Source organism: Mesorhizobium sp. (assembly GCF_004963255.1).
Lineage (GTDB): Bacteria > Pseudomonadota > Alphaproteobacteria > Rhizobiales > Rhizobiaceae > Mesorhizobium.
In genome coordinates, this window is record NZ_SUGA01000031.1 from 21,032 (window position 1) to 41,229 (window position 20,198).

At 65.2% G+C, this 20,198-nt stretch carries 20 protein-coding genes; 8 read left to right on the plus strand and 12 right to left on the minus strand.

Annotation, left to right across the window (positions count from 1 at the left end; translation table 11 throughout):
* Nucleotides 1-27 precede the first annotated feature (27 nt).
* From E5X34_RS25035 to E5X34_RS25045, 3 genes are all read right to left on the minus strand, one after another.
* Nucleotides 28-1,383, minus strand: a complete 1,356-nt coding sequence (locus E5X34_RS25035) for a glutamine synthetase family protein (protein WP_292570283.1) — start codon at nucleotides 1,381-1,383, stop codon at nucleotides 28-30.
* Between the two features lie 224 nt (nucleotides 1,384-1,607).
* Nucleotides 1,608-2,306: a GntR family transcriptional regulator gene (locus tag E5X34_RS25040; RefSeq protein ID WP_292570285.1), complete on the minus strand. Its 699-nt coding sequence runs from the start codon at nucleotides 2,304-2,306 to the stop codon at nucleotides 1,608-1,610.
* A gap of 158 nt (nucleotides 2,307-2,464) precedes the next feature.
* The gene (locus tag E5X34_RS25045) at nucleotides 2,465-3,247 is read right to left on the minus strand and encodes an SDR family oxidoreductase (RefSeq protein WP_292570287.1); all 783 of its coding nucleotides are present in this window, start codon (nucleotides 3,245-3,247) and stop codon (nucleotides 2,465-2,467) included.
* A 230-nt stretch (nucleotides 3,248-3,477) separates the two neighbouring features.
* Between E5X34_RS25045 and uxuA the strand changes: the two genes are divergently transcribed.
* Nucleotides 3,478-4,662, plus strand: coding sequence for a mannonate dehydratase (gene uxuA, locus E5X34_RS25050; protein ID WP_292570290.1), 1,185 nt, complete (start codon nucleotides 3,478-3,480; stop codon nucleotides 4,660-4,662).
* A gap of 69 nt (nucleotides 4,663-4,731) precedes the next feature.
* Here the strand turns inward: uxuA and atzF are convergent, their stop codons facing one another.
* The 8 genes from atzF to E5X34_RS25090 form a co-directional block, all read right to left on the minus strand.
* Nucleotides 4,732-6,564, minus strand: a complete 1,833-nt coding sequence (gene atzF / locus E5X34_RS25055; protein WP_292570293.1) for an allophanate hydrolase — start codon at nucleotides 6,562-6,564, stop codon at nucleotides 4,732-4,734.
* Nucleotides 6,561-6,911, minus strand: coding sequence for a cupin domain-containing protein (locus E5X34_RS25060; protein ID WP_127250398.1), 351 nt, complete (start codon nucleotides 6,909-6,911; stop codon nucleotides 6,561-6,563). The genes atzF and E5X34_RS25060 overlap by 4 nt, the downstream gene beginning before the upstream one ends.
* Complete coding sequence (locus E5X34_RS25065) at nucleotides 6,904-7,572, minus strand: isochorismatase family cysteine hydrolase (protein WP_292570296.1); 669 nt, start codon at nucleotides 7,570-7,572, stop codon at nucleotides 6,904-6,906. The genes E5X34_RS25060 and E5X34_RS25065 overlap by 8 nt, the downstream gene beginning before the upstream one ends.
* The gene (locus E5X34_RS25070; protein WP_292570299.1) at nucleotides 7,572-9,101 is read right to left on the minus strand and encodes an ABC transporter ATP-binding protein; all 1,530 of its coding nucleotides are present in this window, start codon (nucleotides 9,099-9,101) and stop codon (nucleotides 7,572-7,574) included. The genes E5X34_RS25065 and E5X34_RS25070 overlap by 1 nt, the downstream gene beginning before the upstream one ends.
* Before the next feature lie 10 nt (nucleotides 9,102-9,111).
* Nucleotides 9,112-9,813 (minus strand): isochorismatase family cysteine hydrolase, encoded by a 702-nt coding sequence (locus E5X34_RS25075; RefSeq protein WP_135870884.1) that lies wholly within the window; start codon nucleotides 9,811-9,813, stop codon nucleotides 9,112-9,114.
* Between the two features lie 52 nt (nucleotides 9,814-9,865).
* Nucleotides 9,866-10,792: an ABC transporter permease gene (locus tag E5X34_RS25080; protein ID WP_292570302.1), complete on the minus strand. Its 927-nt coding sequence runs from the start codon at nucleotides 10,790-10,792 to the stop codon at nucleotides 9,866-9,868.
* Nucleotides 10,792-11,934, minus strand: a complete 1,143-nt coding sequence (locus tag E5X34_RS25085; RefSeq protein ID WP_292570305.1) for an ABC transporter permease — start codon at nucleotides 11,932-11,934, stop codon at nucleotides 10,792-10,794. The genes E5X34_RS25080 and E5X34_RS25085 overlap by 1 nt, the downstream gene beginning before the upstream one ends.
* Nucleotides 11,935-12,035: 101 nt before the next feature.
* The gene (locus E5X34_RS25090) at nucleotides 12,036-13,163 is read right to left on the minus strand and encodes a BMP family ABC transporter substrate-binding protein (protein ID WP_292570308.1); all 1,128 of its coding nucleotides are present in this window, start codon (nucleotides 13,161-13,163) and stop codon (nucleotides 12,036-12,038) included.
* Nucleotides 13,164-13,499: 336 nt separating this feature from the next.
* On the opposite strand from E5X34_RS25090, the gene E5X34_RS25095 reads away from it, so the two are divergent.
* Nucleotides 13,500-14,153 carry a GntR family transcriptional regulator gene (locus E5X34_RS25095; protein ID WP_292570387.1) on the plus strand — a complete coding sequence of 218 codons (654 nt, stop codon included), beginning with the start codon at nucleotides 13,500-13,502 and terminating at the stop codon, nucleotides 14,151-14,153.
* Here the strand turns inward: E5X34_RS25095 and E5X34_RS25100 are convergent.
* Nucleotides 14,131-14,943, minus strand: coding sequence for a helix-turn-helix transcriptional regulator (locus tag E5X34_RS25100; RefSeq protein WP_292570311.1), 813 nt, complete (start codon nucleotides 14,941-14,943; stop codon nucleotides 14,131-14,133). The two genes, E5X34_RS25095 and E5X34_RS25100, sit on opposite strands and share 23 nt — an antisense overlap.
* 118 nt (nucleotides 14,944-15,061) lie before the next feature.
* On the opposite strand from E5X34_RS25100, the gene E5X34_RS25105 reads away from it, so the two are divergent.
* The 6 genes from E5X34_RS25105 to E5X34_RS25130 all read left to right on the plus strand — a co-directional run bounded on the left by E5X34_RS25105 (nucleotide 15,062) and on the right by E5X34_RS25130 (nucleotide 20,179).
* Nucleotides 15,062-16,198, plus strand: coding sequence for an ABC transporter ATP-binding protein (locus tag E5X34_RS25105; RefSeq protein ID WP_292570314.1), 1,137 nt, complete (start codon nucleotides 15,062-15,064; stop codon nucleotides 16,196-16,198).
* Nucleotides 16,179-17,342 (plus strand): spermidine/putrescine ABC transporter substrate-binding protein, encoded by a 1,164-nt coding sequence (locus E5X34_RS25110; RefSeq protein WP_292570317.1) that lies wholly within the window; start codon nucleotides 16,179-16,181, stop codon nucleotides 17,340-17,342. Before E5X34_RS25105 ends, E5X34_RS25110 begins: the two co-directional genes overlap by 20 nt.
* A gap of 77 nt (nucleotides 17,343-17,419) precedes the next feature.
* Entirely contained in the window at nucleotides 17,420-18,283 is an 864-nt protein-coding gene (locus E5X34_RS25115) for an ABC transporter permease (protein WP_292570320.1), read from the plus strand.
* Entirely contained in the window at nucleotides 18,283-19,095 is an 813-nt protein-coding gene (locus tag E5X34_RS25120; protein ID WP_292570323.1) for an ABC transporter permease, read from the plus strand. Before E5X34_RS25115 ends, E5X34_RS25120 begins: the two co-directional genes overlap by 1 nt.
* An 11-nt stretch (nucleotides 19,096-19,106) precedes the next feature.
* A complete protein-coding gene (locus E5X34_RS25125; RefSeq protein ID WP_292570327.1) occupies nucleotides 19,107-19,868 on the plus strand; it encodes a glucose 1-dehydrogenase in 762 nt (253 codons plus the stop codon).
* Nucleotides 19,869-20,029: 161 nt separating this feature from the next.
* Nucleotides 20,030-20,179: a hypothetical protein gene (locus E5X34_RS25130; protein WP_292570330.1), complete on the plus strand. Its 150-nt coding sequence runs from the start codon at nucleotides 20,030-20,032 to the stop codon at nucleotides 20,177-20,179.
* The last annotated feature ends 19 nt before the right edge of the window (nucleotides 20,180-20,198 follow it).

Sequence of the window (20,198 nt, forward strand, 5' to 3'; positions counted from 1 at the left end):
CCTGCTCTAACTTCAGCGTCGCCGGCCTCAAACGCTCTCGAGATAGGTCTCGATCTCGAAGTCGCTGACATTCAGCGCGAACGTGTTCAGTTCCTGGCGCTTGCAGGCGACAAAGGCGTCGCGCAGCACGTTCGGGAAAATCTCGGCGACGCGCGGACCGGCCTCGAAGGCAGCGATGGCCGAAGCCCAGTCCGGCGGCAGCTTGGCGAGCGTCAGCCCCTGGCCTTCGCCGCCTGTCGGCTCGCCGGGCGAGAGCTGGCGCTCGATGCCGATCAACGCCGCGCCGAGGATCGCCGCCAGCACCAGATAGGGATTGGCATCGGCGCCGGAGACGCGATGCTCGATGCGGCGTGCAGCCGAAGGTCCGCCTGGAATGCGGATCGCCACCATGCGGTTCTCGTAGCCCCAGGCGACGGCGGTCGGCGCGTAGGATCTCGGCCGCAGCCGGCGGTAGGAATTGAAATGCGGCGCGAACACCAGCGTGCTCTCGGCCATCGCGGCAAGCAGGCCGCCGACCGCGTGGCGCATGGTGTCGGAGCCCTGGTCGGAGCCGTCGTCGAAGATGTTGCGGCCGTCCCTGTCGAGCACGCTGAAATGCACATGAAAACCGTTGCCGGCGCGCTCGCCATAGGGCTTGGCCATGAAGCAGGCGGAGAAGCCATGCTTGCGGGCGATGCCCTTCACGGTACGCTTGAACAGCACCGCATCGTCGGCGGCGCGCAAGGCGTCGGGCACATGGTTCAAATTGATCTCGAACTGGCCGACGCCGTTCTCGGCGATCGCAGTGTCGACCGGAATGTCCTGCATGCGGCAGGCTTCGTAGATATCGTGGATGAAGGCCTCGAAATCGTCGACCTCGTCGATCGAGAGCGCCGCGTCGGAATCGAGGCGCCTGCCGGTGACAGGTGAAACAGGGCCGACGGGCCGCTGCGAGGTCGGGTCGACAAGATAGAATTCGAGCTCGGTCGCGGTGACGGGCGTCAGGCCGAGCGCGGCGTAGCGGTCGAGGATGCGGGCCAGCGCGCGGCGCGGATCGCCAAGATAGGGCGCGCCGCTGTCATCCGCCAGCCAGAGCGGCAGCAGCGCGGTCGGATGGGCCGTCCAGTTGACGGGCAGTATGCCCCGCCCCGTCCAGTGGCAAAGCCCGTCGGCATCGCCGGTCGAGAAGACCTGGGCGTTGCCTTCTATATCCTCGCCCCAGATGTCGAGGCCGATGGCCGAGTAAGGCATGCGCAGCTTGCCTTCGAGCGCCTTGCGCGCCTGCTCGACCGGAATGCGCTTGCCGCGCATGATGCCGTTCAGGTCGCACACCGCCGCCCTCAGGCTCTGGATGTCCTTCCTGCTTGCAAGCCAGTTCAAAACGTCCGCAATCGCATCGCTCAATTTCCAGCCCCTTTTTAGGTGCTGTAGCCTTTGCAGGCTACGATATCCAATTTTCAGCTTGTGAGTTTATGAAGGCCGTATCGGCTGGCGCCGAAAGGCTTTTCTTCATTTTTTCAAGTCACTAGCTGGGATATCGGGCGGCATTTCAGGTCCATTTTCGCGATCTGCGATCGCAACATAGCGATACAGCCGGCGAAAGCCAAGCCGGATTCGGCGTGTGTTGGCTAGTGACGAAGTTCGGGAAACTTCACCTGCCCGAGGATATGCGTGGCGCCCTCTTCGATGTCGCGCACGATCGCCGCCCGCGCCCGCTCGCCATCGCGAGCCTCGATCGCCGCGACGACCTCCTCGTGGTAATCGATGCCGAGAATGCCGGCGAGATCATCCTCGAAACCGATATGCAGGTTTCGCAGGAAAGGCCCAACCTGCATCCACACCGTCTCGATGAGGAAGATCATCTGTTCATTGCCGCAATGGCGATAGACCCCGAATTTGAAGTCGTGGTTCTTGCGCAGATAGTTTTCGATCCCGCCATTGCGGGCGGCCTCGGTGAGCTCGGCGCAGTGGCGCCGGATCGCGCGCAGATTGTTGCCGTTGATGCGTTTCGTCGCGAGCTCGGTCGCGGTGCCCTCCAGGATGGTGCGCACCGCGGTCAATTGCGCAAACCGATCGGCGGAGATCAGAGGCACCTCGACGCTGCCGTTCGGCATCGGGCTCAGCGCCCGCAGCGCCTGCAGCCGGGTGAAGGCGCTGCGCACCGGCATGTCGCTGGTGCCGAGTTCCTTGGCGAGCTTGCGCGAGGTCAGCTTCTGGCCAGGCTGCAACTGTCCGGACATAAGGGCCCGAACGAGCTCCAGATAGACTTTCTCATGCAGTGGAACGGTATCGACAGCGGTCAGTCCGATTCGCGATTTGTCGGCCATTGGCTCTGCGTTGCTTCGTCGTCCTGAAAGCTGCTTCGTCGCTCTATCCGCCGGGGGGACAGGTTCCGATGGCATTGGGGCGCACGATAGACGGTTAACGCTCGCTGCCGCAAGGGAGCGCGCGTCCGTCCCCCAACCGCGTCATTGCGACTGCGACGTTATCGGACCCCGATCCCCGCCAAAAGGCCGCCATCTATCCTGTAGTCGGCCCCAGTGCAGAAGCTTGCCTTGGACGAGCACAGGAACGCGATCAGTTCCGCCACTTCCTCCGGCTCGCCGATGCGGCCAAGCGGATGCGCTTCGCCGAAGCGTTTGAAAGCAGCTTCGACATCCGCATTGGGATCGTCGGCGCGGGCGGCGCGTTCGAGGATCGGAGTGCGGACGGATCCCGGACTGACGGAGTTCACGCGGATGCCCTTTCGGGCATAGTCGAGCGCCAGCGAGCGCGTCAGCGTGTGGATGGCGCCCTTGGTGGTAGCGTAGGCTGCGACATTCTCCTGGCAGGCGGTGCCCTGCACCGAGGCGACGTTGACGATGGCGCCGCCGCCGCGCTTGATCATCTCCGGTATGCCGAAACGGGCGGTGAGGTAGATCGATCCGACATTGACCGACATTGCCCGGTTCCAGGTCTCGAAATCCGTCGTCGTGGCCGTGCCGTAAGGATGCACGGCCGCCGAATTGACGATGACGTCCAGCCCGCCGAATTTTTCGACGCCGTCGGCGATCGCCCTCTCGACCTGGTCGGGCACGGCAACGTCCGTGGCGAGCACGAGCGCGGCGGCGCCCGCGCGGTTGAGCTCGGCCTGCAGCATCGCGTTGGCGGCCTGGTCGATGCCCAGCGCGATGATTGCGGCGCCGCCTTCGGCAAGACGGCGCGCGGTTGCCTCGGCGATGCCGGTCGTTCCCGTCACCAGGGCAACCTTGCCGTCGAAATCGTTCATGGACAAAACTCCTGCAATGATGGACGAAAGCGCCTGTCAGTGGTTCGTCGCAAGGCGCCGCGATCCCCTGATTTGACGGCCATTGTCATCCGACAATATGGTCGATCGCAACCACGCTGAGCGCTCGCGCCGAAATGGGTTCGGTCCGATGCGGCTTTACGTCTTTGTTTTGATGCATGGCGGCCGTTCAGATACGACACGGATTAAAACGCATGCTTTGGGAGGCAGTCATGGAACAATGCTGGCGCTGGTACGGCCCGAACGACCCGGTCACGCTCGACCACATCAAGCAGGCGGGGGCGACTGGTATCGTCACGGCGCTGCACGACATCTATGACGGCAGCGCCTGGCCGCTCGACGCCATTCTCGAACGCAAGCGCATCATCGAGGCGGCGGGGCTGACATGGTCGGTGGTGGAGAGCATTCCGGTCCACAACTCGATCAAGACGGGGACACCCGAGCGGGAGCGCTACGCCGGGTGGTACAGGGACACGATCCGGGCGCTGGCCAAGGCCGGCATCTCGACGATCTGCTACAACTTTATGCCGGTGGTGGACTGGACGCGAACCGATCTCACGTACCGGCTGCCGACCACCGGCTACGCATTGCGCTTCGATGCGCTCGACTTCGCCGCCTACGACGTCTTTGTGCTGAAGCGGCCGAATGCCGAGGCGAGCTACGGTCCGGAGCGCCTCAAGGAGGCGGAAGCACGACTGAAGACTCTGAGCAACGATGACATCGAGAAAATAGAGCGCAATCTGATCGCCGGCCTGCCGGCCACCGAGCGCACCTACAATCGCGAGACGATGCGCCAGGCGCTTGCCGACTATGCCGCGATCGGTCCGGCCGAACTGCGCGCCAACCTCGCCTGGTTCCTGAAGGAGATCATTCCGGCCGCCGAAGAAGTCGGCGCGCGCATGTGCATCCATCCCGACGATCCGCCCTTCTCGCTCTACGGTTTGCCGCGCGTGGTTTCCACGGCGGAAGACGCGCGCTTCATCGTGGGAACGGTCGACAGCCCGTCGAACGGACTGACTTTCTGCACCGGCTCCTACGGCGTGCGCGCCGACAACGACCTGGTCGCGATGATCGAGGAGTTCGGACCGAAGATCCATTTCGCGCATCTGCGCAATGTGACGCGCGAGGCGGATGGCTCGTTCTACGAGGCCGAGCATCTGGAAGGCTCGACCGACATGGCCGAAGTCATCCTGGCGCTGATGAAGGAGGAGGCGCGCCGGCGCAAGGAAGGCCGGTCCGACTGGCGCATCCCGATGCGGCCGGACCATGGCCATCTGCTCGCCGATGATATCGGCAAGACCAGGATCAATCCCGGCTATTCGCTGATCGGCAGGCTGAAAGGCCTTGCCGAGTTGCGCGGCATCATGCGCGCCGTGGAGCGGTTCGAACTCGCCTGAGAGGCGGACGCAGGAGCGTTTGGCAAGGGGTCGTGACCCGGCGGGGTCGCCGCTGAACCGGGCTGCCGCTCAGTTGGAGGGAACGCTCTCCAATCGGCGTTGAATCTCGTTCGCCCTGGCGACGTAGCTGCGCCAGCCGCCATAGGCCGAGATGTCCGTCGCCGCCGCCAAGCCGGCGCTCTCGGCCAGGAAACCCTTCGCCGAGGTGCCGTCGTCGAGCTCGATGGTGCCGATGCCGAGCGGCGGCGGGATGGCGGCGACGAAACGGCCGAAGGCGTCGGCGCAAAGGCGCCAGACCTCGATCTCGATGGCGGTGCCTCCATTGCCGACCCGGACCAGCCCGGGCTTGGGCGGGGTCTGGCCGGCGAGCTCATAGAGCTTGTAGGACGGCGCCGTCCGCGCCGACCTGCTGAAGCTTGCGCCGGCCTCCTTCAATTGGCCGTTGAGCGGCATTCCCGAAAGATGCGCGCCGACCACCACCAGCTCGATCGTGCCGTCATCGGCGGGCGCGCCGACAGGCTGCGCGCTCGACTGCGGCCATCCGGTCGCGCCGAGAGCGAGGCCGCTCGCGGCATGGAGATCGCGCGCGACCGCCGCGACGAGGCCGTCGCGTCCTGCGGCGGCAAGCAGGGTCACGCTCATTGGCAGGCCGTCGTCGCGCGTGCCGGCCGGCACGGCGATGCCGCACATGTCGAGCAGATTGACGAAATTGGTGTAGGTGCCGAGCCGGCTGTTGGTGACGATCGGATCGGCGAGCACGGCATCGACGCTGTAGTGGGTCGGCGCGGTCGGCACGCAGAAGAGGTCGACGGAAGCGATGACCGGGGCCAGGCGGGACTTGTAGGCCTGCAAGGCATAGAGGCCGCGGAAAGCATCGGCCGCCGACAGGTTCCTGGCGCCGCCGATGATCTTGCGCGTCACCGGATGGAGGGCTGCTTCGTTCGCTTCGAAGAAATCGCGGATCGCCGCATAACGCTCCGCCACCCAGGCGCCTTCGTAGAGAAGGTCTGCGGTGGCGTAGAAGTCGGCGAACGGGATCTCGACTAACCTGGCGCCGAGCGTTTCCAGTGATGCGAGAGCTGCCTCGAAGCCGGCCTGCATCGACGCGTCGCCGAAGAACTTCAGATCGGCCTTTGCCGGGATGCCGACAGTCAGCACCGGTGGACGGGCGGCGAGGGGCTGGACGGCGACCACACGCGAATAGGGATCGGCGGCGTCGTGTGCGGCAGCGGCCGAGAGCACCGCATAGGCGTCATCGACGGTCAGCGCGAAGACCGAGACGCAGTCGAGGGTCCGGCAGGCAGGCACGACGCCGGTCGTGGACAGCGCGCCGACCGTCGGCTTCAGCCCGACAATGTTGTTAAGGCCGGCCGGAATGCGGCCAGAGCCGGCGGTGTCGGTGCCAAGCGCGAAGGAAACGATGCCGCGCGCCGTCGCAGCCGCCGAGCCGGAGGAGGAGCCGCCGGGCACGAGTTTCGGATCGATCGCGTTCCTTGGGATCGGCCAGGGTGTGCGCACGCCGACAAGGCCGGTGGCGAACTGGTCGAGATTGGTCTTGCCGACGACAAAAGCGCCCGCGGCCTTGAGCCTCGCCACGACCGTTGCGTCTTTGTCCGGCGTGTAGGCATATTCCGCACAGGCCGCCGTGGTCGGCATGCCGGCGACATCGATGTTGTCCTTGACGGCGAAAGGGATGCCCCAGAGCGGCTTGGCCACGGGATCGAAAGGACCGAGCGCATCGGCCTCGGCCAGCAAGTCCGCTTTCGTCGCTAGGTGGATGAAGATGCCGGGGTCGCCGGCCGCATCAATGCGGGCAAGGACCGCATCGATCACCTCGGCGATGCCAAGCCCGCTTTGGTAGGCGGCGCGCAGGCTGGCGATGTCGAAGCGGATGTCGTTCATTTCGTCTCCCCCAGGATGATCACCGGCAGGTCCCACTGGATCAGCACCACGCAGCCGTCCTTCGTCCACACAGAATGCTCGGTGCCGACCGGATTGAGGATCACGCTGCCCGCTGGATAGTCGCCGTTCTCGTCGCTCTGGGTGCCTTCCAGCACGACGATGGTTTCCAGCCCGGCATGGCGGTGGCGCGGCACGCCGGCGCCCGGCTGATATTTGAGCAGCGCGACCGACGGTTCGACCGGGCCGCCCTTGAGCAGCCAATGCACGGTGACGCCGTCGCGGAAAGGCTCGAACGCCAGATCGCGCCAGCCGCCGTCAAGGAGGCCGGCAAAGGCAAGATTAGGCATTCGCAATTCCCTCGAGGATCTGATCGGTGGTCGCCGTCCAGCCGACGATGGCGCCCTGCGCCCTAATCATGGCGAGCGCGGCCACCTTGAATTCGGGAAAGTAGCTTTCCGTCGCATCCTCCGCGACCAGGCACTCATAGCCGCGGTCGTTCGCCTCGCGCATCGTCGTCTGGACGCAGACTTCGGTCGTCACGCCGGCGAACACCAGTTGCCGCGCGCCGAGCCGTTTCAGGTCGTCGCCGAGGCCGGTCGCGTAGAAGGCGCCCTTGCCGGGCTTCTCGATGACGATCTCGCCGGGCAGGGGCGCGAGCTCGTCGAGGATCGCGGTGCCAGGCTCGCCGGCGATCAGGACGCGGCCCATCGGGCCGACATCGCCGATCCGGATCGAGGGATTGCCGCGGTCGCGCTTGGCGGGAGGCAGGTCTGAAAGGTCGGGCTTGTGGCACTCCATGGTATGAATCACCGGCAGGCCCGCGGCGCGAAAGCCCTCGATCAGCCGCTTCACCGTCGGCACGATCGCCGTGACCCGGCTGACGTCGTTGCCAAGGCTGGCGCCGAACCCGCCCGGCTCGGCAAAGTCGCGCTGCATGTCGATGACGATGAGCGCCGTCGTCTCGAGCCTGAAGGCAAAGGCGAAGGGCTGCGCTGCGATTTCCGCCATCAGTGATGCCCCGCCATGTGCTCGCCGATGGTCTGCACGCTCGCCTGCGCAATCGGCGTCTCATAGACCAGCGCGCCTTCCGACATGACGAGGATGCGGTCCGAGAGTTCCAGCAGCTCGTCCAGGTCTTCCGACATCAAAAGCACCGCGGCGCCTGCGTTGCGCGCCTTCATGATGCGGGCGCGGATCTCGGCGACGGCGGAGAAATCGAGGCCGAAGCACGGGTTGGAGACGATCAGCAGGTCGACCTCGCCGGTGAGCTCGCGGGCGAGCACGGCGCGCTGCACATTGCCGCCCGACAGCGAAGCGATCGGCGAAGACAGCGATGCGGTCTTGACCTTGAACTGCTCGACCAGGCGGGCGCTGAAAGCCTTGATGGCGCCGGCGCTGATCCAGCTCACCGGCTTGCCGTTGCCGTCCACGTCGAAGGTGCGGAAGGCAATGTTCTCGGCGACCGTCATCTTCGGCGCGCAGGCATTCTTCAGCGGCTCCTCCGGGATCAAGCGGACATTGAGCGCGCGCGCCTCGGCGCGCGTCGCTGCATAGGCGCTGCCGCGCACCATGACTTCCCCCTGATCACGGGCGCGCTGCCCGGCCAGCACCTCCAGGAACTCCTTCTGGCCGTTGCCGGAGATGCCGGCGATGCCGACGATCTCGCCGGAGCGGACGCCGAGATCGGCGATGTCGATCGACTTGAGGCCGGTGCGGTCCGGCGCCTTCAGCGCCTTTACCTTGAGCACGATCTCGGCGTCCGGCTTCGGCGCCGCGCGGCTGTCGAGCGCGGCGATCGGCTGGTCGCCGATCATCATCGCCGCCATCTCCCTGTGCGAAAGATCGGAGACCTTGCCGGTCCCGGTGAGCCTGCCCTTGCGCAGCACGGTGATGTCGTCGGCGAAGGCGGTGACCTCGTGGAATTTGTGCGAGATCATCAGCACGGTGAGGTCGCCGGCCTTGGTCATGCCGCGCACCAGGCCAAGCACTTCCTGCGCCTCGCCCGGAGTGAGCACGGACGTCGGCTCGTCCAGCACCAGGAAATTGCGGCCGAGATAAAGCTGCTTGATGATCTCCAGCTTCTGCTTCTCGCCGGCGGCGAGCTCGGCCACCTTGACGTCGAGCGGCAGCTTGAAGGGCATGCGCTCCATGAATTGGGCAAGCGCTGCGCGCTCCTTGCGCCAGTCGATGACGCCCGGCACTTTTTCGCGCGAGATGACCAGGTTCTCGGCGCCCGTCAGCGAAGGCACCAGCGTGAAATGCTGGTAGACCATGCCGAGGCCGAGCGCCGAGGCGTCCCTGGGGCTGGCTATCGCGACCTGGCGTCCGTCGACCAGCATGTCGCCCGATGTCGGGTGGTAGAAACCCATCATGCATTTGACCAGCGTCGACTTGCCGGCGCCGTTCTCGCCGAGCAGCGCGTGGAAGGAGCCTGCCGGCACCTTGATGGAGACATCGTCCAGCGCCGTGAAGGCGCCGAAGCGCATGGTCATGCCGATGGTCTCGACGCCGATCGCCTTTGTATGCGTTCCGCTCATCGCCGGCTCCTCACGGCAGCTGCGCGACGAGCGCGGCGGAATTCGACACCGCGCCGAACACGCCGCCCTGCATCTTGATCATCTTGATCGCCGCCAGGTGGTTGCCGTAGTCGGTCGCCCCGCAGCAATCCTCCAGCATCACGCATTCGAAGCCGCGGTCGTTGGCCTCGCGCATGGTGGTGTGCACGCAGACATCGGTGGTGATGCCGGTGAGCACGATGTTCTCGATGCCGCGCTGGTTGAGGATCAGCTCGAGGTCGGTGGCGCAGAACGAACCCTTGCCCGGCTTGTCGATGATCGGCTCGCCCTCGGCCGGATAGAGGTCGGGGATGATGTCCCAGCCCGGCTCGCCACGCACCAGGATGCGCCCGCACGGACCCGGATCGCCTATGCCGGCATTGATGCGGCGCGAGCGCCAGCGCTTGTTGGCGGGAAGGTCGGCGAGGTCCGGGCGATGACCCTCGCGGGTGTGGATGATGGTGTAGCCCTTGGCCCGCATGGCGGAAAGCACCGACTTGATCGGCTCGATCGGCGCGCGGACCAGCGACAGGTCATAGCCCATATGGTCGACATAGCCGCCAGGCCCGCAGAAATCGGTCTGCATGTCGATGATGATCAGCGCCGTGTTGTCGGGCCTGAGATCGCCATTGTAGGGCCAGGGATAGGGATCGGCGTCGATGTAGCGCTGGGTGATCTCGGCTCTGGCGTTCATGGCAAAAACTCCGGTCTCTCAAGCGATTCCAGGGGCGGTGCGTGGTGCGCGGTCATTTGGTGATCGACAGTTCGCCGGGCGCGCCGGCGAGCGTGCGGCTCGGCGACGAGGTGGCGATCATGATGATAAGGGTGAGGATGTAGGGCGCGGCGTAGAAGAGGTAGTAGCCCTGCGTGACGCCCACCGACTGCAGCGCCGGGCCAAGCGCGCCGGCGCCGCCGAACAGGAGCGCTGCGGCAAAGCAGCCGAGCGGGTTCCAGCGCGCGAAGATGACCAGCGCCACCGCCATCAGTCCTTGGCCGGACGAGATGCGCTCGGTCCAGCTGCCGGGATAGTAGAGCGACAGATAGGCGCCGCCGATGCCGGCCAGCGCGCCGCCGACGCCGGTGGCGAGCAGCCGCACCGTGTTGGGGTTGAGACCCATGGCGCGCGCGGCGTCGGCGCTGTCGCCGACCACGCGCACGATGAGGCCGACGCGCGTGTTGCGGAAGGCCCACCAGAGGAACACGGCAAGCGCCGCGCCGATCAGGAACAGCACGTTGACGTTGAGCGCCGCCTGCACCTGCGGGATGTCGGACCAGTTGCCGAAGGGGATCGCCGGCAGGTCGGGCGCCGAAGGCTGGATAAAGGGCTTGCCGAAGAAGAAGGCGAGCCCTGTGCCGAACAGCATCAGGGCGATGCCGATGGCGATGTCGTTGACCTTCGGGAACTTGCAGATCCAGCCGTGGAAGAGGCCGAAGCAGAGGCCGGCGAGCGCCGCGGCCAAAAGGCCGAGCCATGGCGAGCCGGTCATGACAGCCACCGCGTAGGCGCTCATGGCGCCGAACACCAGCGTGCCTTCGAGGCCGAGATTGATGCGGCCGGAACGCTCGGTGATGGCTTCGCCGAGCGAGACGAAGATGAAGGGCGTGGAGACGCGGATGGCGCCGCCCAGCATGGCGAGCGGCACGCCCCACAGGCCGATGTCGGTCGTTTCCATCAGACATTTCCCTTCAAGAAATGGGGCCTCTGCCAGAGGTCCGGGTTGAAGAGCTTGAAGCGGCCGTAGAAGGTCTCGCTGAACAGGATGACGATGAAAAGCATGCCCTGCAGCACCAGGACAGTTGCGTCGGGCAGGTCCATGCGGCGCTGGATCAGTCCGCCGGACGCGTCGATGCCGCCAAGCAGGATGGCGACAGGGATGATGGCAAGCGGGTTGTGGCGGGCGAGGAAGGCGACGAGGATGCCGGTATAGCCGTAGCCCGCGGCAAGCGAGCCGTTGGCGCTGCCCTGCACGGCCGCGACCTCGATCATGCCGGCAAGGCCGGCGAATCCGCCCGCCAGCGCGGTGAAGCCGACGATCAGTGGACCGACGGCCAGCCCCTGGACTTGTGCGGCCCTGACATTGCCGCCAGCGATGCGGGCGGCAAAACCCCAGCGGGTCTTCTCGATCAGCAGCCAGGAGAGCACGCAGGCCAGGATGCCGACGACGAGACCCCAATGCACCTCCATGCCCGGTATGTTGCCGATGCGGTAGATGTCGGCCAGCGGCTGGGTCGAGGGTTTGTTCAGCGAAGCCGGGTCGCGCAACGGCCCTTCCACCAGATGGTTCATCAGCGCGATGGCTATATAGGCCATTAGCAGGCTGGAGATGGTCTCGTTGACGGCTCGGTAATGGCGGAGCGCCCCGACGACACCTATCCAGATGCCGCCGGCGGCTGCGCCCCCCACGCCCATGAGAAGGATAACGAGGAAGGACGGCGCGCCGTTCAGCGCGACGCCGATGGCGGCCGCGGCGACGCCGCCCAGCACGATCGCGCCTTCGCCGCCGATGACGACCAGGCCAAGGCGCGCCGGCAGCGCCACGCAGAGCGCCGCAAGCAGGAGCGGCGCGCCGCGCGACAGGGAGTTCTGGATCGAGAACCAGGAGCCGAAGCCGCCCCGCCACATCGTCTCATAAAGCTGCACCGGCGACTTGCCGACAGCCAGGATGAACAGGCTGAACAGCACCATGCCGACGACCAGCGCCGCGAGCGGAATGACGAAGGCCTCCGCCCGCCTGGCGGTCCATTCGAGCGCCGCCCGGTATCCTCCGGCGTCGAGGATGGTCCGCACATCCGGGCTGCTCACAGTGTCCGCCATATCCGTCTCCTCGGCTCGCGCTTGAAGCGTGCTTCAAGCCCTTGTTCGGATACGTGTCGTCATCCCAAACCGCTGCGCAGCTTTGGGCGACACGCAATGCCTCAGGCCGTGGAACCGACGACGCCCTCGACGAGATAGTCCATGCTTTCGAGCTCGATCGCGGTCTCGACGAAGGCCTGGCCTTCGGTCGCGACGACGGCGCCCTTGTTGCTCTTCAACGGTCCCTTGATGACGGAGAAGCCGCCCTTCATCATTTCGGCCAGCGTGGCGTCGAACTGCTTGCGTGCCGCTTCGCCGACGGCGGGGCCGAGCGGGCTCATCTTGACGAAGCCGTCGGCCAGTCCGCCGCGCGTGAAATTGGGCAGCGGCTTGCCGGCGATGAGGTCGTCGACGAACATCTTGTAGACCTTGGCCCAGTTCCATTCCGCGCCGGTCAGGTATTTTTCCGGCGCCAGCGGGCTCTGGTTGGCGTGGTAGCCGCAGATGAAGGCGCCGCGTCCAGCGGCCGTCTCGACCACCACCTTGGGGCTGTCGACATGGCAGGTGACGACATCGGCGCCCTGGTCGATCAGCGCATTGGTGGCCTCGGCCTCCTTCACCGCCAGCGACCATTCGCCGGTGAAGATCACCTGGCAAGTGATCGCCGGATCGACCGAGCGCGCGCCGAGCAGGAAGGAATTGATGTTGAGGAGAACCTGCGGGATCGGCTTGGCGGCGACGAAGCCGAGCTTCTTCGACTTGGTGGTGTGGCCGGCGACGACGCCGTTCAGGTACTGGCCCATGCCGATATAGCCGAAATAGGAGCCGGCGTTCATCGGGTGCTTGTCCTTGTTCCACATGCCGCCGCAATGGCGGAACTGCACGTCGGGGAACTTGGCGCACATGGCCAGCATATGCGGATCGAAATAGCCGAAGGAGGTCGGGAAGATCAGCGAGGCGCCGTCGAGATTGATCATCGATTCCATCGTCTTCTGGACGTCGACCGTCTCGGGGACGTTTTCTTCCTCGACGATGGAGATGCCTTCGACGCCCTTCAGCGACGCAGCGCCTTCGGCATGCGCCTGATTGTAGCCATAGTCGTCTTTCGGGCCGACATAGATGAAGCCGACGGTCGCGGCGGCGGCGCGCGCGGCGCGGATCGGAAACGCGGCCGAGGCCAGACCGAGCGCCACTCCGGTGGCGGTGGTCTTGAGCAGGTCGCGGCGGCTAAGCATGAATTTCCCGGTCATATCGAATGCTCCCCTTTCTTGGACCCTGGTGGGCCGGTTAACATGTTGTCAAGAAAGTGCATGCAATCGCTGTGCCAGTTTCTTTTTCTAATTTTCTGCAATAAAATCAACGAGCGAATTTAGAAGACCTGCATAAACCAAAGGCAAGTGCATGCACTTTTTGCCTTAAAAACGATCAATTTGACATTAAGGTCAAAATCTAGGCATACAGGGATGCGGCCTTGAGTCGAAACAGCCCGTGGACCGTCCACCTCGCGGGCTGTCCGCAATAAACTGGGCGGAGGAGACGTGTCGGGAAAGCGTGGCTTGGTCAGGTCGGGCACGACCGTGGATCAGATGGTGAGGGCGATCGCGGACCGCATCGTCACCGGCTATCTGCGTCCCGGCGAAAAGCTCGACGAGGGCTCGCTCGCCGCCCGCTTCGACGTTTCGCGCACGCCGGTCCGGGAGGCGCTCGGCCAGTTGAGCGCCATCGGACTTGTCGAGAGGCGGCCCAACCGGGGCGCCATCGTCGCCGTGGTCACGCAGGAGCATCTGGCCTCGATGTTCGAGAGCATGGGCGAGCTGGAGGCGATCTGCGCCCGCTTCTCCGCCGAGCGCATGACCGGCGCCGAGCGCCGCTCGCTGGAGATGGAGCATCAGGCGTCGGCGCGCATGGTGCAGCTCGGCGCCGAGGAGGATTACGAGTATTTCAACACCGAGTTCCACAGCAGGCTTTATCGCGGCGCCCACAACACGCATATCCATGATCTGACGGTGGCGACCCGCAGCCGGCTGGCGCCGTTCCGGCGCGCGCAATTCATGCTGCCGGGCCGGCTGGCCAAGTCCTGGCAGGAGCATGATGTGATCGTCACCGCGATCATGCGCGGTGACGCGGCGGCCGCGGGTAAGGCGGCCAGGGATCATGTCTCGATCGTCAGCGAGGCGAGCGCGGTGTTCGCGACAGTCGATCCGGTGGAGCCGAGGCTCAGCCGATCCGCGCGTCGATGATCTCGACGAAGCGCGCGAAGAGACCCGCCTGCGACTTGATCTTCAGCTTGCGATAGATGTTGCGGCGGTGGACCTTGACGGTCCCCGGCACGATACGCAGCGCCCTGGCAATCGATTCCGTGGAATGGCCCTGAAGCACGAGGTCGACCACCTGCTTTTCGCGTGAGGTCAGCGACAGGCTTTTCCAGATATGCGCTCGGTCGAGTTCGTTGGCCGTCGCGACGGTTTCTCCGGAGGGTTGGGCCGCAGCCTCTTCGGCGGGCAAAGCGGGCCAGCGCTGCCTGCAGAAGCTGATCACCGCTGGCGCCATGTCGCGCAGCAGCCTGGCATCCGCCGTTCCGAACGGCCCGGTGGCGCGCAGCCGCATCAGCGACAGCACCAGCGCGTCCTTCCCGGCCAAAGGCACGAAGAAGCCGACCTCTTCAGCAAGTTTGGTCTGGCTGTAATAGGAACGGTAGTACTCGCTGGCATAGAAACGGTCGGGCGCGAGCTCGCGCATGCGCCAGAACCCCTCCTTGCGCTCGACCGCGGCGTGGTGGAACGGGTCGAGCAGGTAGGGCCCTTCCTGATAGAGCGCGACGAAGATGTGGCTCTCCGCCGGAGAGAAGGTCTCGAACAGGAGCGGCGGCCGCATAGCGCCGCGATAGCCAAAGATCACGCAATGGTCGAATCGGACATGGCCGCTGAGCCAGCCGACGACCGCCTTGCCGAAATGATCGCCGCCGGTCTCGCGCGACGCGGCGATCACGGCGGCCAAGGCGTTGTAGTCGTTACTGCGGGAGGCGGCCAATCCATACCCCTCTAAACGATAAAATCGGCTAAATATACCACCTGCGAGGTATATACTAGGCACCATTGGCTCTGCTAGCGTCGCGACATTGCCTCATGCTGTCGCTGGAGCCCGTGGCTTGACTGCAGTGCCCGATATCGAATTTCGCGCGGTCACCAAGCGCTATGGCGCGGTTACCGCCGTGAGCGGCATCGACCTTGCCATCCCGCCTTCCGCCTTCGTCGCGCTGCTCGGCCCTTCCGGCTGCGGCAAGACGACTTGCCTGCGCATGATCGGCGGCTTCGAGCAGCCGAGCGAAGGTCAGGTGCTGATCCGGGGCCGCGACATGGCGGGAACGCCGCCCTACCGGCGCCCGGTCAACATGGTGTTCCAGCAATATGCGCTGTTCCCGCATCTCGATGTCGAGGACAACATCTCCTACGGGCTGCGCCAGGCAAGGCCGCGCCTGTCGTCGCGCGAGATCAGCCAGAGGGCGGGCGAGGCGCTTTCGATGGTGCAGCTCGCCGGCTACGGGCGCCGCAAGATCCACGAGCTGTCCGGCGGCCAGCAGCAGCGCGTCGCGCTCGCTAGGGCACTGGTCAACAAACCAGCGGTGCTGTTGCTCGACGAGCCGCTGGCGGCGCTCGACAAGAAGCTGCGCACTGACATGCAGATCGAGCTGCAGAACCTGCAGCGCGAGATCGGCATCACCTTCGTGCTGGTCACCCACGACCAGGAAGAAGCGCTGTCGATGAGCGATTTCGTCTGCGTCATGAATGGCGGCCGCATTGTCCAGCTCGGGCAGCCGAGCGAGATCTATGACGAGCCGGCCGACCTGTTCGTCGCCGATTTCGTCGGCAAGACCAATCTCATCAGCGGCAAGGTGGCCGGGCTCTCCGGCGATCTCGTCGATGTCGCGCTTGCCGACGGCACGGTGATTGCGGCGCGCAAGCGGGTGCCGCTCAGCCGCGGCGAAGCCGTATCCGTCAGCCTGCGGCCGGAGTCGCTCAGCCTCTCAGCGCCTGGAGGCGGCAGCCTGCAAGGCATCGTGCGCAACAGGATTTTCCTGGGATCGACGGCGGAATACGCGATCGAGGTCCAGGGCATCGGTTCACTGCTCGCCAAGGCCGACCACGTGATGGGCCAGGGCAATCTGTTCAAGCCGGGCGAACCCGTCGCCATCGGCTTCGCCGCCGGAGCGCCGCTGGCGTTTCCGCACGCCAACAATAACGGGACCAACCAGAGGGAAGACCAAAATGCCGAAATCCTATCGTGACGGACTGCCGATAAGCCCCGATAAATTCGTCGATCAGTTGATGCGCCTGAAGCGCGGCTCGATCAGCCGGCGCGACTTCCTCGGCCTCACCGGCCTCGGCGTCGCCACCGCGGTGATGGCGCGCGAGCTCGGCATCATGCCGACGCCGGCCTTCGCCGCCGAAAATCTCGGCGACCGCATGTCGATCGCCACCTGGCCGAACTACCACGACCCGCAGACCTTCGAGAATTTCAAGGCCGAGACCGGCGTTGCCGTCGAGGTCAATGTCTTCGGCTCGAATGAGGAGATGCTGGCCAAGCTGCAGGCCGGCGGCTCGGGCTGGAGCCTGTTCGTGCCGACCAACTACACCATCTCGACCTATAAGAAGCTCGGCATCATCGAGGCGCTCGACATGGCCAAGCTCGGCAATTTCGACGGCTCGCAGGAGGATGCCCGCTTCACCGCCGAAGGCACGATCGACGGAACCATCTACGCCGTGCCGAAGAACTGGGGCACCACCGGCATTGCGATCAACACCAAGAAGCTCACCAAGCCGATGACGAGCTGGAAGGAGTTCTGGGACACGGCCATGGCCGAGGGCGATGGCCGCACCATGGTGCATGACTATCAGCTGACCACCATCGGCAATGCGCTGAAATATTACGGCTACTCGTTCAATTCGTTGAAGCAGGACGAACTCGCCAAGGCCGAGGAGTTGCTGCTCAAGGTGAAGCCGCATCTGTTCGCGGTGTCGAGCGACTATCAGCCGGGAATGCGCGCCGGCGATGCCTGGATGACAATGTGCTGGACCAATGACGGGGCGCAGCTCCATCGCGACATCCCCGAGATCGCCTATGTGCTCGGCAAGGAGGGCGGCGAGATCTGGACCGACTTCTACGCCATTCCGAAGGACGCGCCGAACAAGCCGGCCGGCTATGCGCTGCTCAACTATCTGATGAACCCGAAGGTCGCGGTGAAGGAGCATCTGGCCAATGGCGCGCCCTCCACCGATGCGCGGGTCAATGCGCTGCTGCCCAAGGAAGTGCTCGACAACCCGATCCTCTATCCGGCGGCCGATCTGCTGAAACCGCTCGAATTCGGTGCTGCCGCGACGCTGACCGATCCGGGCCGCGCCGAGCTGATGGCGCGCTTCAAGTCGGCTTGAGCGAGACCAACCACAAACCCGAACCAGACAATGCGACCGGCGGACGAAAGTCCGCCGGTTCTCAACCGGCTTTCCCAATGCGCGGCAGTCTCTTTCGCAAAAACCTCGTGACGACGCTGCTGCTCGCTCCGGCGGCGCTGTGGCTGGTCGTGTTCCTGGTGCTGCCCTTCATCGCCATCGCCATCTTCAGCGTCGGCGAGCGGGCGCCGGAAGGCGGCTATCAGGCGGCGCTGACCTTCGCGCAATACGCCAATTTGCCGGCCCGTGCGACCGCCTTCTGGAACACGATGGTGCTGGCGCCCATCGGCGCGCTGGCCTGCCTGCTCGTCGCTTATCCGGTCGCCTACTATCTGGCGCTGCGGGCGCCGGATCGCTGGCGGCTGATCCTGCTCGCCCTGATCGTCATCCCATTCTGGACCAGCCTTTTGATGCGCACCTATGCCTGGATGTACGTCCTTGGCGGTCGCGGCATTCCGGCCCTGCTCGCCTATGTCGGCATCGAGGATCTGAGGCTGATCAACACGCCGGGCGCGGTGCTGCTCGGCATCGTCTACGGCTACCTGCCGCTGATGATCCTGCCGATCTATGTCAGCCTGGAGCGGCTCGACCGGCGCCTGCTGGAAGCCTCCGCCGATCTCGGCGCGACGCCGCTGTCGACCTTCCTCGGCGTGACACTGCGGCTGTCGCTGCCCGGCGTGATGACCGGCTTCTCGCTGGTGATGATCCTGTTGCTCGGCGAATATCTGATCCCGACGCTGCTCGGCGGCGGCAAGGTGTTCTTCATCGGCAACGCGCTGGTCGACCTGTTCCTGCAATCGCGCAACTGGCCGTTCGGCTCGGCCATCGCCATCACGCTGGTGCTGGTCTCGGTGGTGGTGCTGATTGTCGCCAACCGCATCTCGACCCGCCTTTCGGGGGCACGCCGGGTGGACCTGATCTGATGCGCGCCTTCGTCGTTGCCGTCTTTGCCTTCCTCTATTTGCCGATCGCGCTGGTCGTGCTGTTCTCGTTCAATGCCGGCCATCATGCCAGCGAGTTCACCGGTTTCTCGGTGCAATGGTACGGCAAGGCGCTGTCCAATCCCTTCCTGGTCGAGGCACTGAAGAACAGCCTGTTCATTGCCACCACCAGCGCGCTGCTTGCGGCCTTCTGCGGCACCGCCGCGGCGCTCGGGCTGCAGCGCGTCGGCGCGCGCACCCGGGCTCTCTCCGACGCGTTGCTGGGTGCCGCGATCGTCGTCCCGGGTGTGGTCATCGGCATTTCGACGCTGGTCGCGCTGGTGCAGCTCTTCGCCGTCGTCAATCCGTTCCTGGCCGAGTTGTGGCCGACCGACCAGCCGCCGAAGCTTTCGCTCGGCTATGGCTCGATCATCGCCGCGCATGGCCTGTTTTCGATGGCACTGGTGACGATGATCGTCGGCACGCGGCTCGCGAGCCTCGACCGCAACCTGGTCGAGGCCTCCAGCGATCTCTACGCCACGCCGCTGACGACATTCCGCTCGATCGTGCTGCCGCAGATCATGCCGGCGGTGATTGCCGGCTTCCTGCTCGCCTTCACCTTCTCCTTCGACGATTTCATCATCGCCTTCTTCGTCGCCGGCGCGCAGACGACGCTGCCGATCTACGTCTTCGCCTCGATCCGGCGCGGCGTGACGCCGGAGATCAACGCCATCGCAACGATCGTGCTCTGCGCCTCGGTCCTGCTTGTGCTGCTCGCACAATGGCAGCTCGGGCGCCGAAAGCCATCGCCTTGAGAGACCAATCCATGATCCTGAAGGACCGTATCGCCGTGGTGACCGGCGCCGGATCGGGCATCGGGCGCGCCGGCGCGATGATCATGGCGCGGGAAGGAGCGATCGTGGTCATCGCCGACCGCGATCCGGCTTCCGGCGAAGCCACCGCTTCCGACATCCGCGACGCCGGCGGCCGCGCCGAGGCTGTCGCCATCGATGTCGGCAATGATGCGGCTATCGAAGAGCTCATCGAGGGGACGCTCGGCAGGCATGGCCGCATCGACATCCTGCACAACCATGCCGGCATCCAGGTCGGCGGCACGCTGACCGAAGTCGGCACTGACGGCATGGACGCTTCGTGGCGGATCAATGTGCGGGCGCAGTTCCTGGCGGCCAAGACCGTGATGCCAACGATGATCGCTCAGGGCGGCGGCGTCATCCTCAACACGGCGTCCAATTCCGGGGTGTTCTACGACCGCGAGATGATCGCCTATGCCACGTCCAAGCACGCCGTGGTGGCGATGACCAGGCAGATGTCGCTCGACTATGCAAAGCACAATGTGCGCGTCAACGCGCTTTGCCCGGGCTGGGTCGACACGCCGTTCAACGCGCCGTTCATTGCCCAGATGGGCGGGCGCGATGCGATCGAAAACTATGTCCGCACCAAGATTCCGATGGGGCGCTGGGCGAGCGCGGAGGAGATTGCCGAGGCCATCCTGTTCCTTGTCTCAGACCGCTCGTCCTTCATGACCGGACAGGCGCTGGTGGTTGACGGCGGCGAGAGCATCGGCTGATCTGGTCCAGCGAAGCGGACTTGCGCCGGCGGCGATGATCGGTCAAATCATAAGCTCACTTCGATGAGACCCGTCATGCAACGTGCAAAACAGCAACACTGCGAAAGGCATCAGGTTGTCGCCTGCGGTATTTCTTTTGCGCGTGCGGGATATCACTGATCATGCGCTGCTGCCGCCACGAGAACCTGCAGCGCGCGGAGGAGACGAAGGTCGGCTCGCATGTCGTTCGCGACGGCTGGACCGAAGGGGTGCAGGACGCGCTGACCCCGGCCTTTCGGCCGGCCATCAGGCGGGCGTCCGTCCTCGGATAACGCAGCTTAGATAACGCCC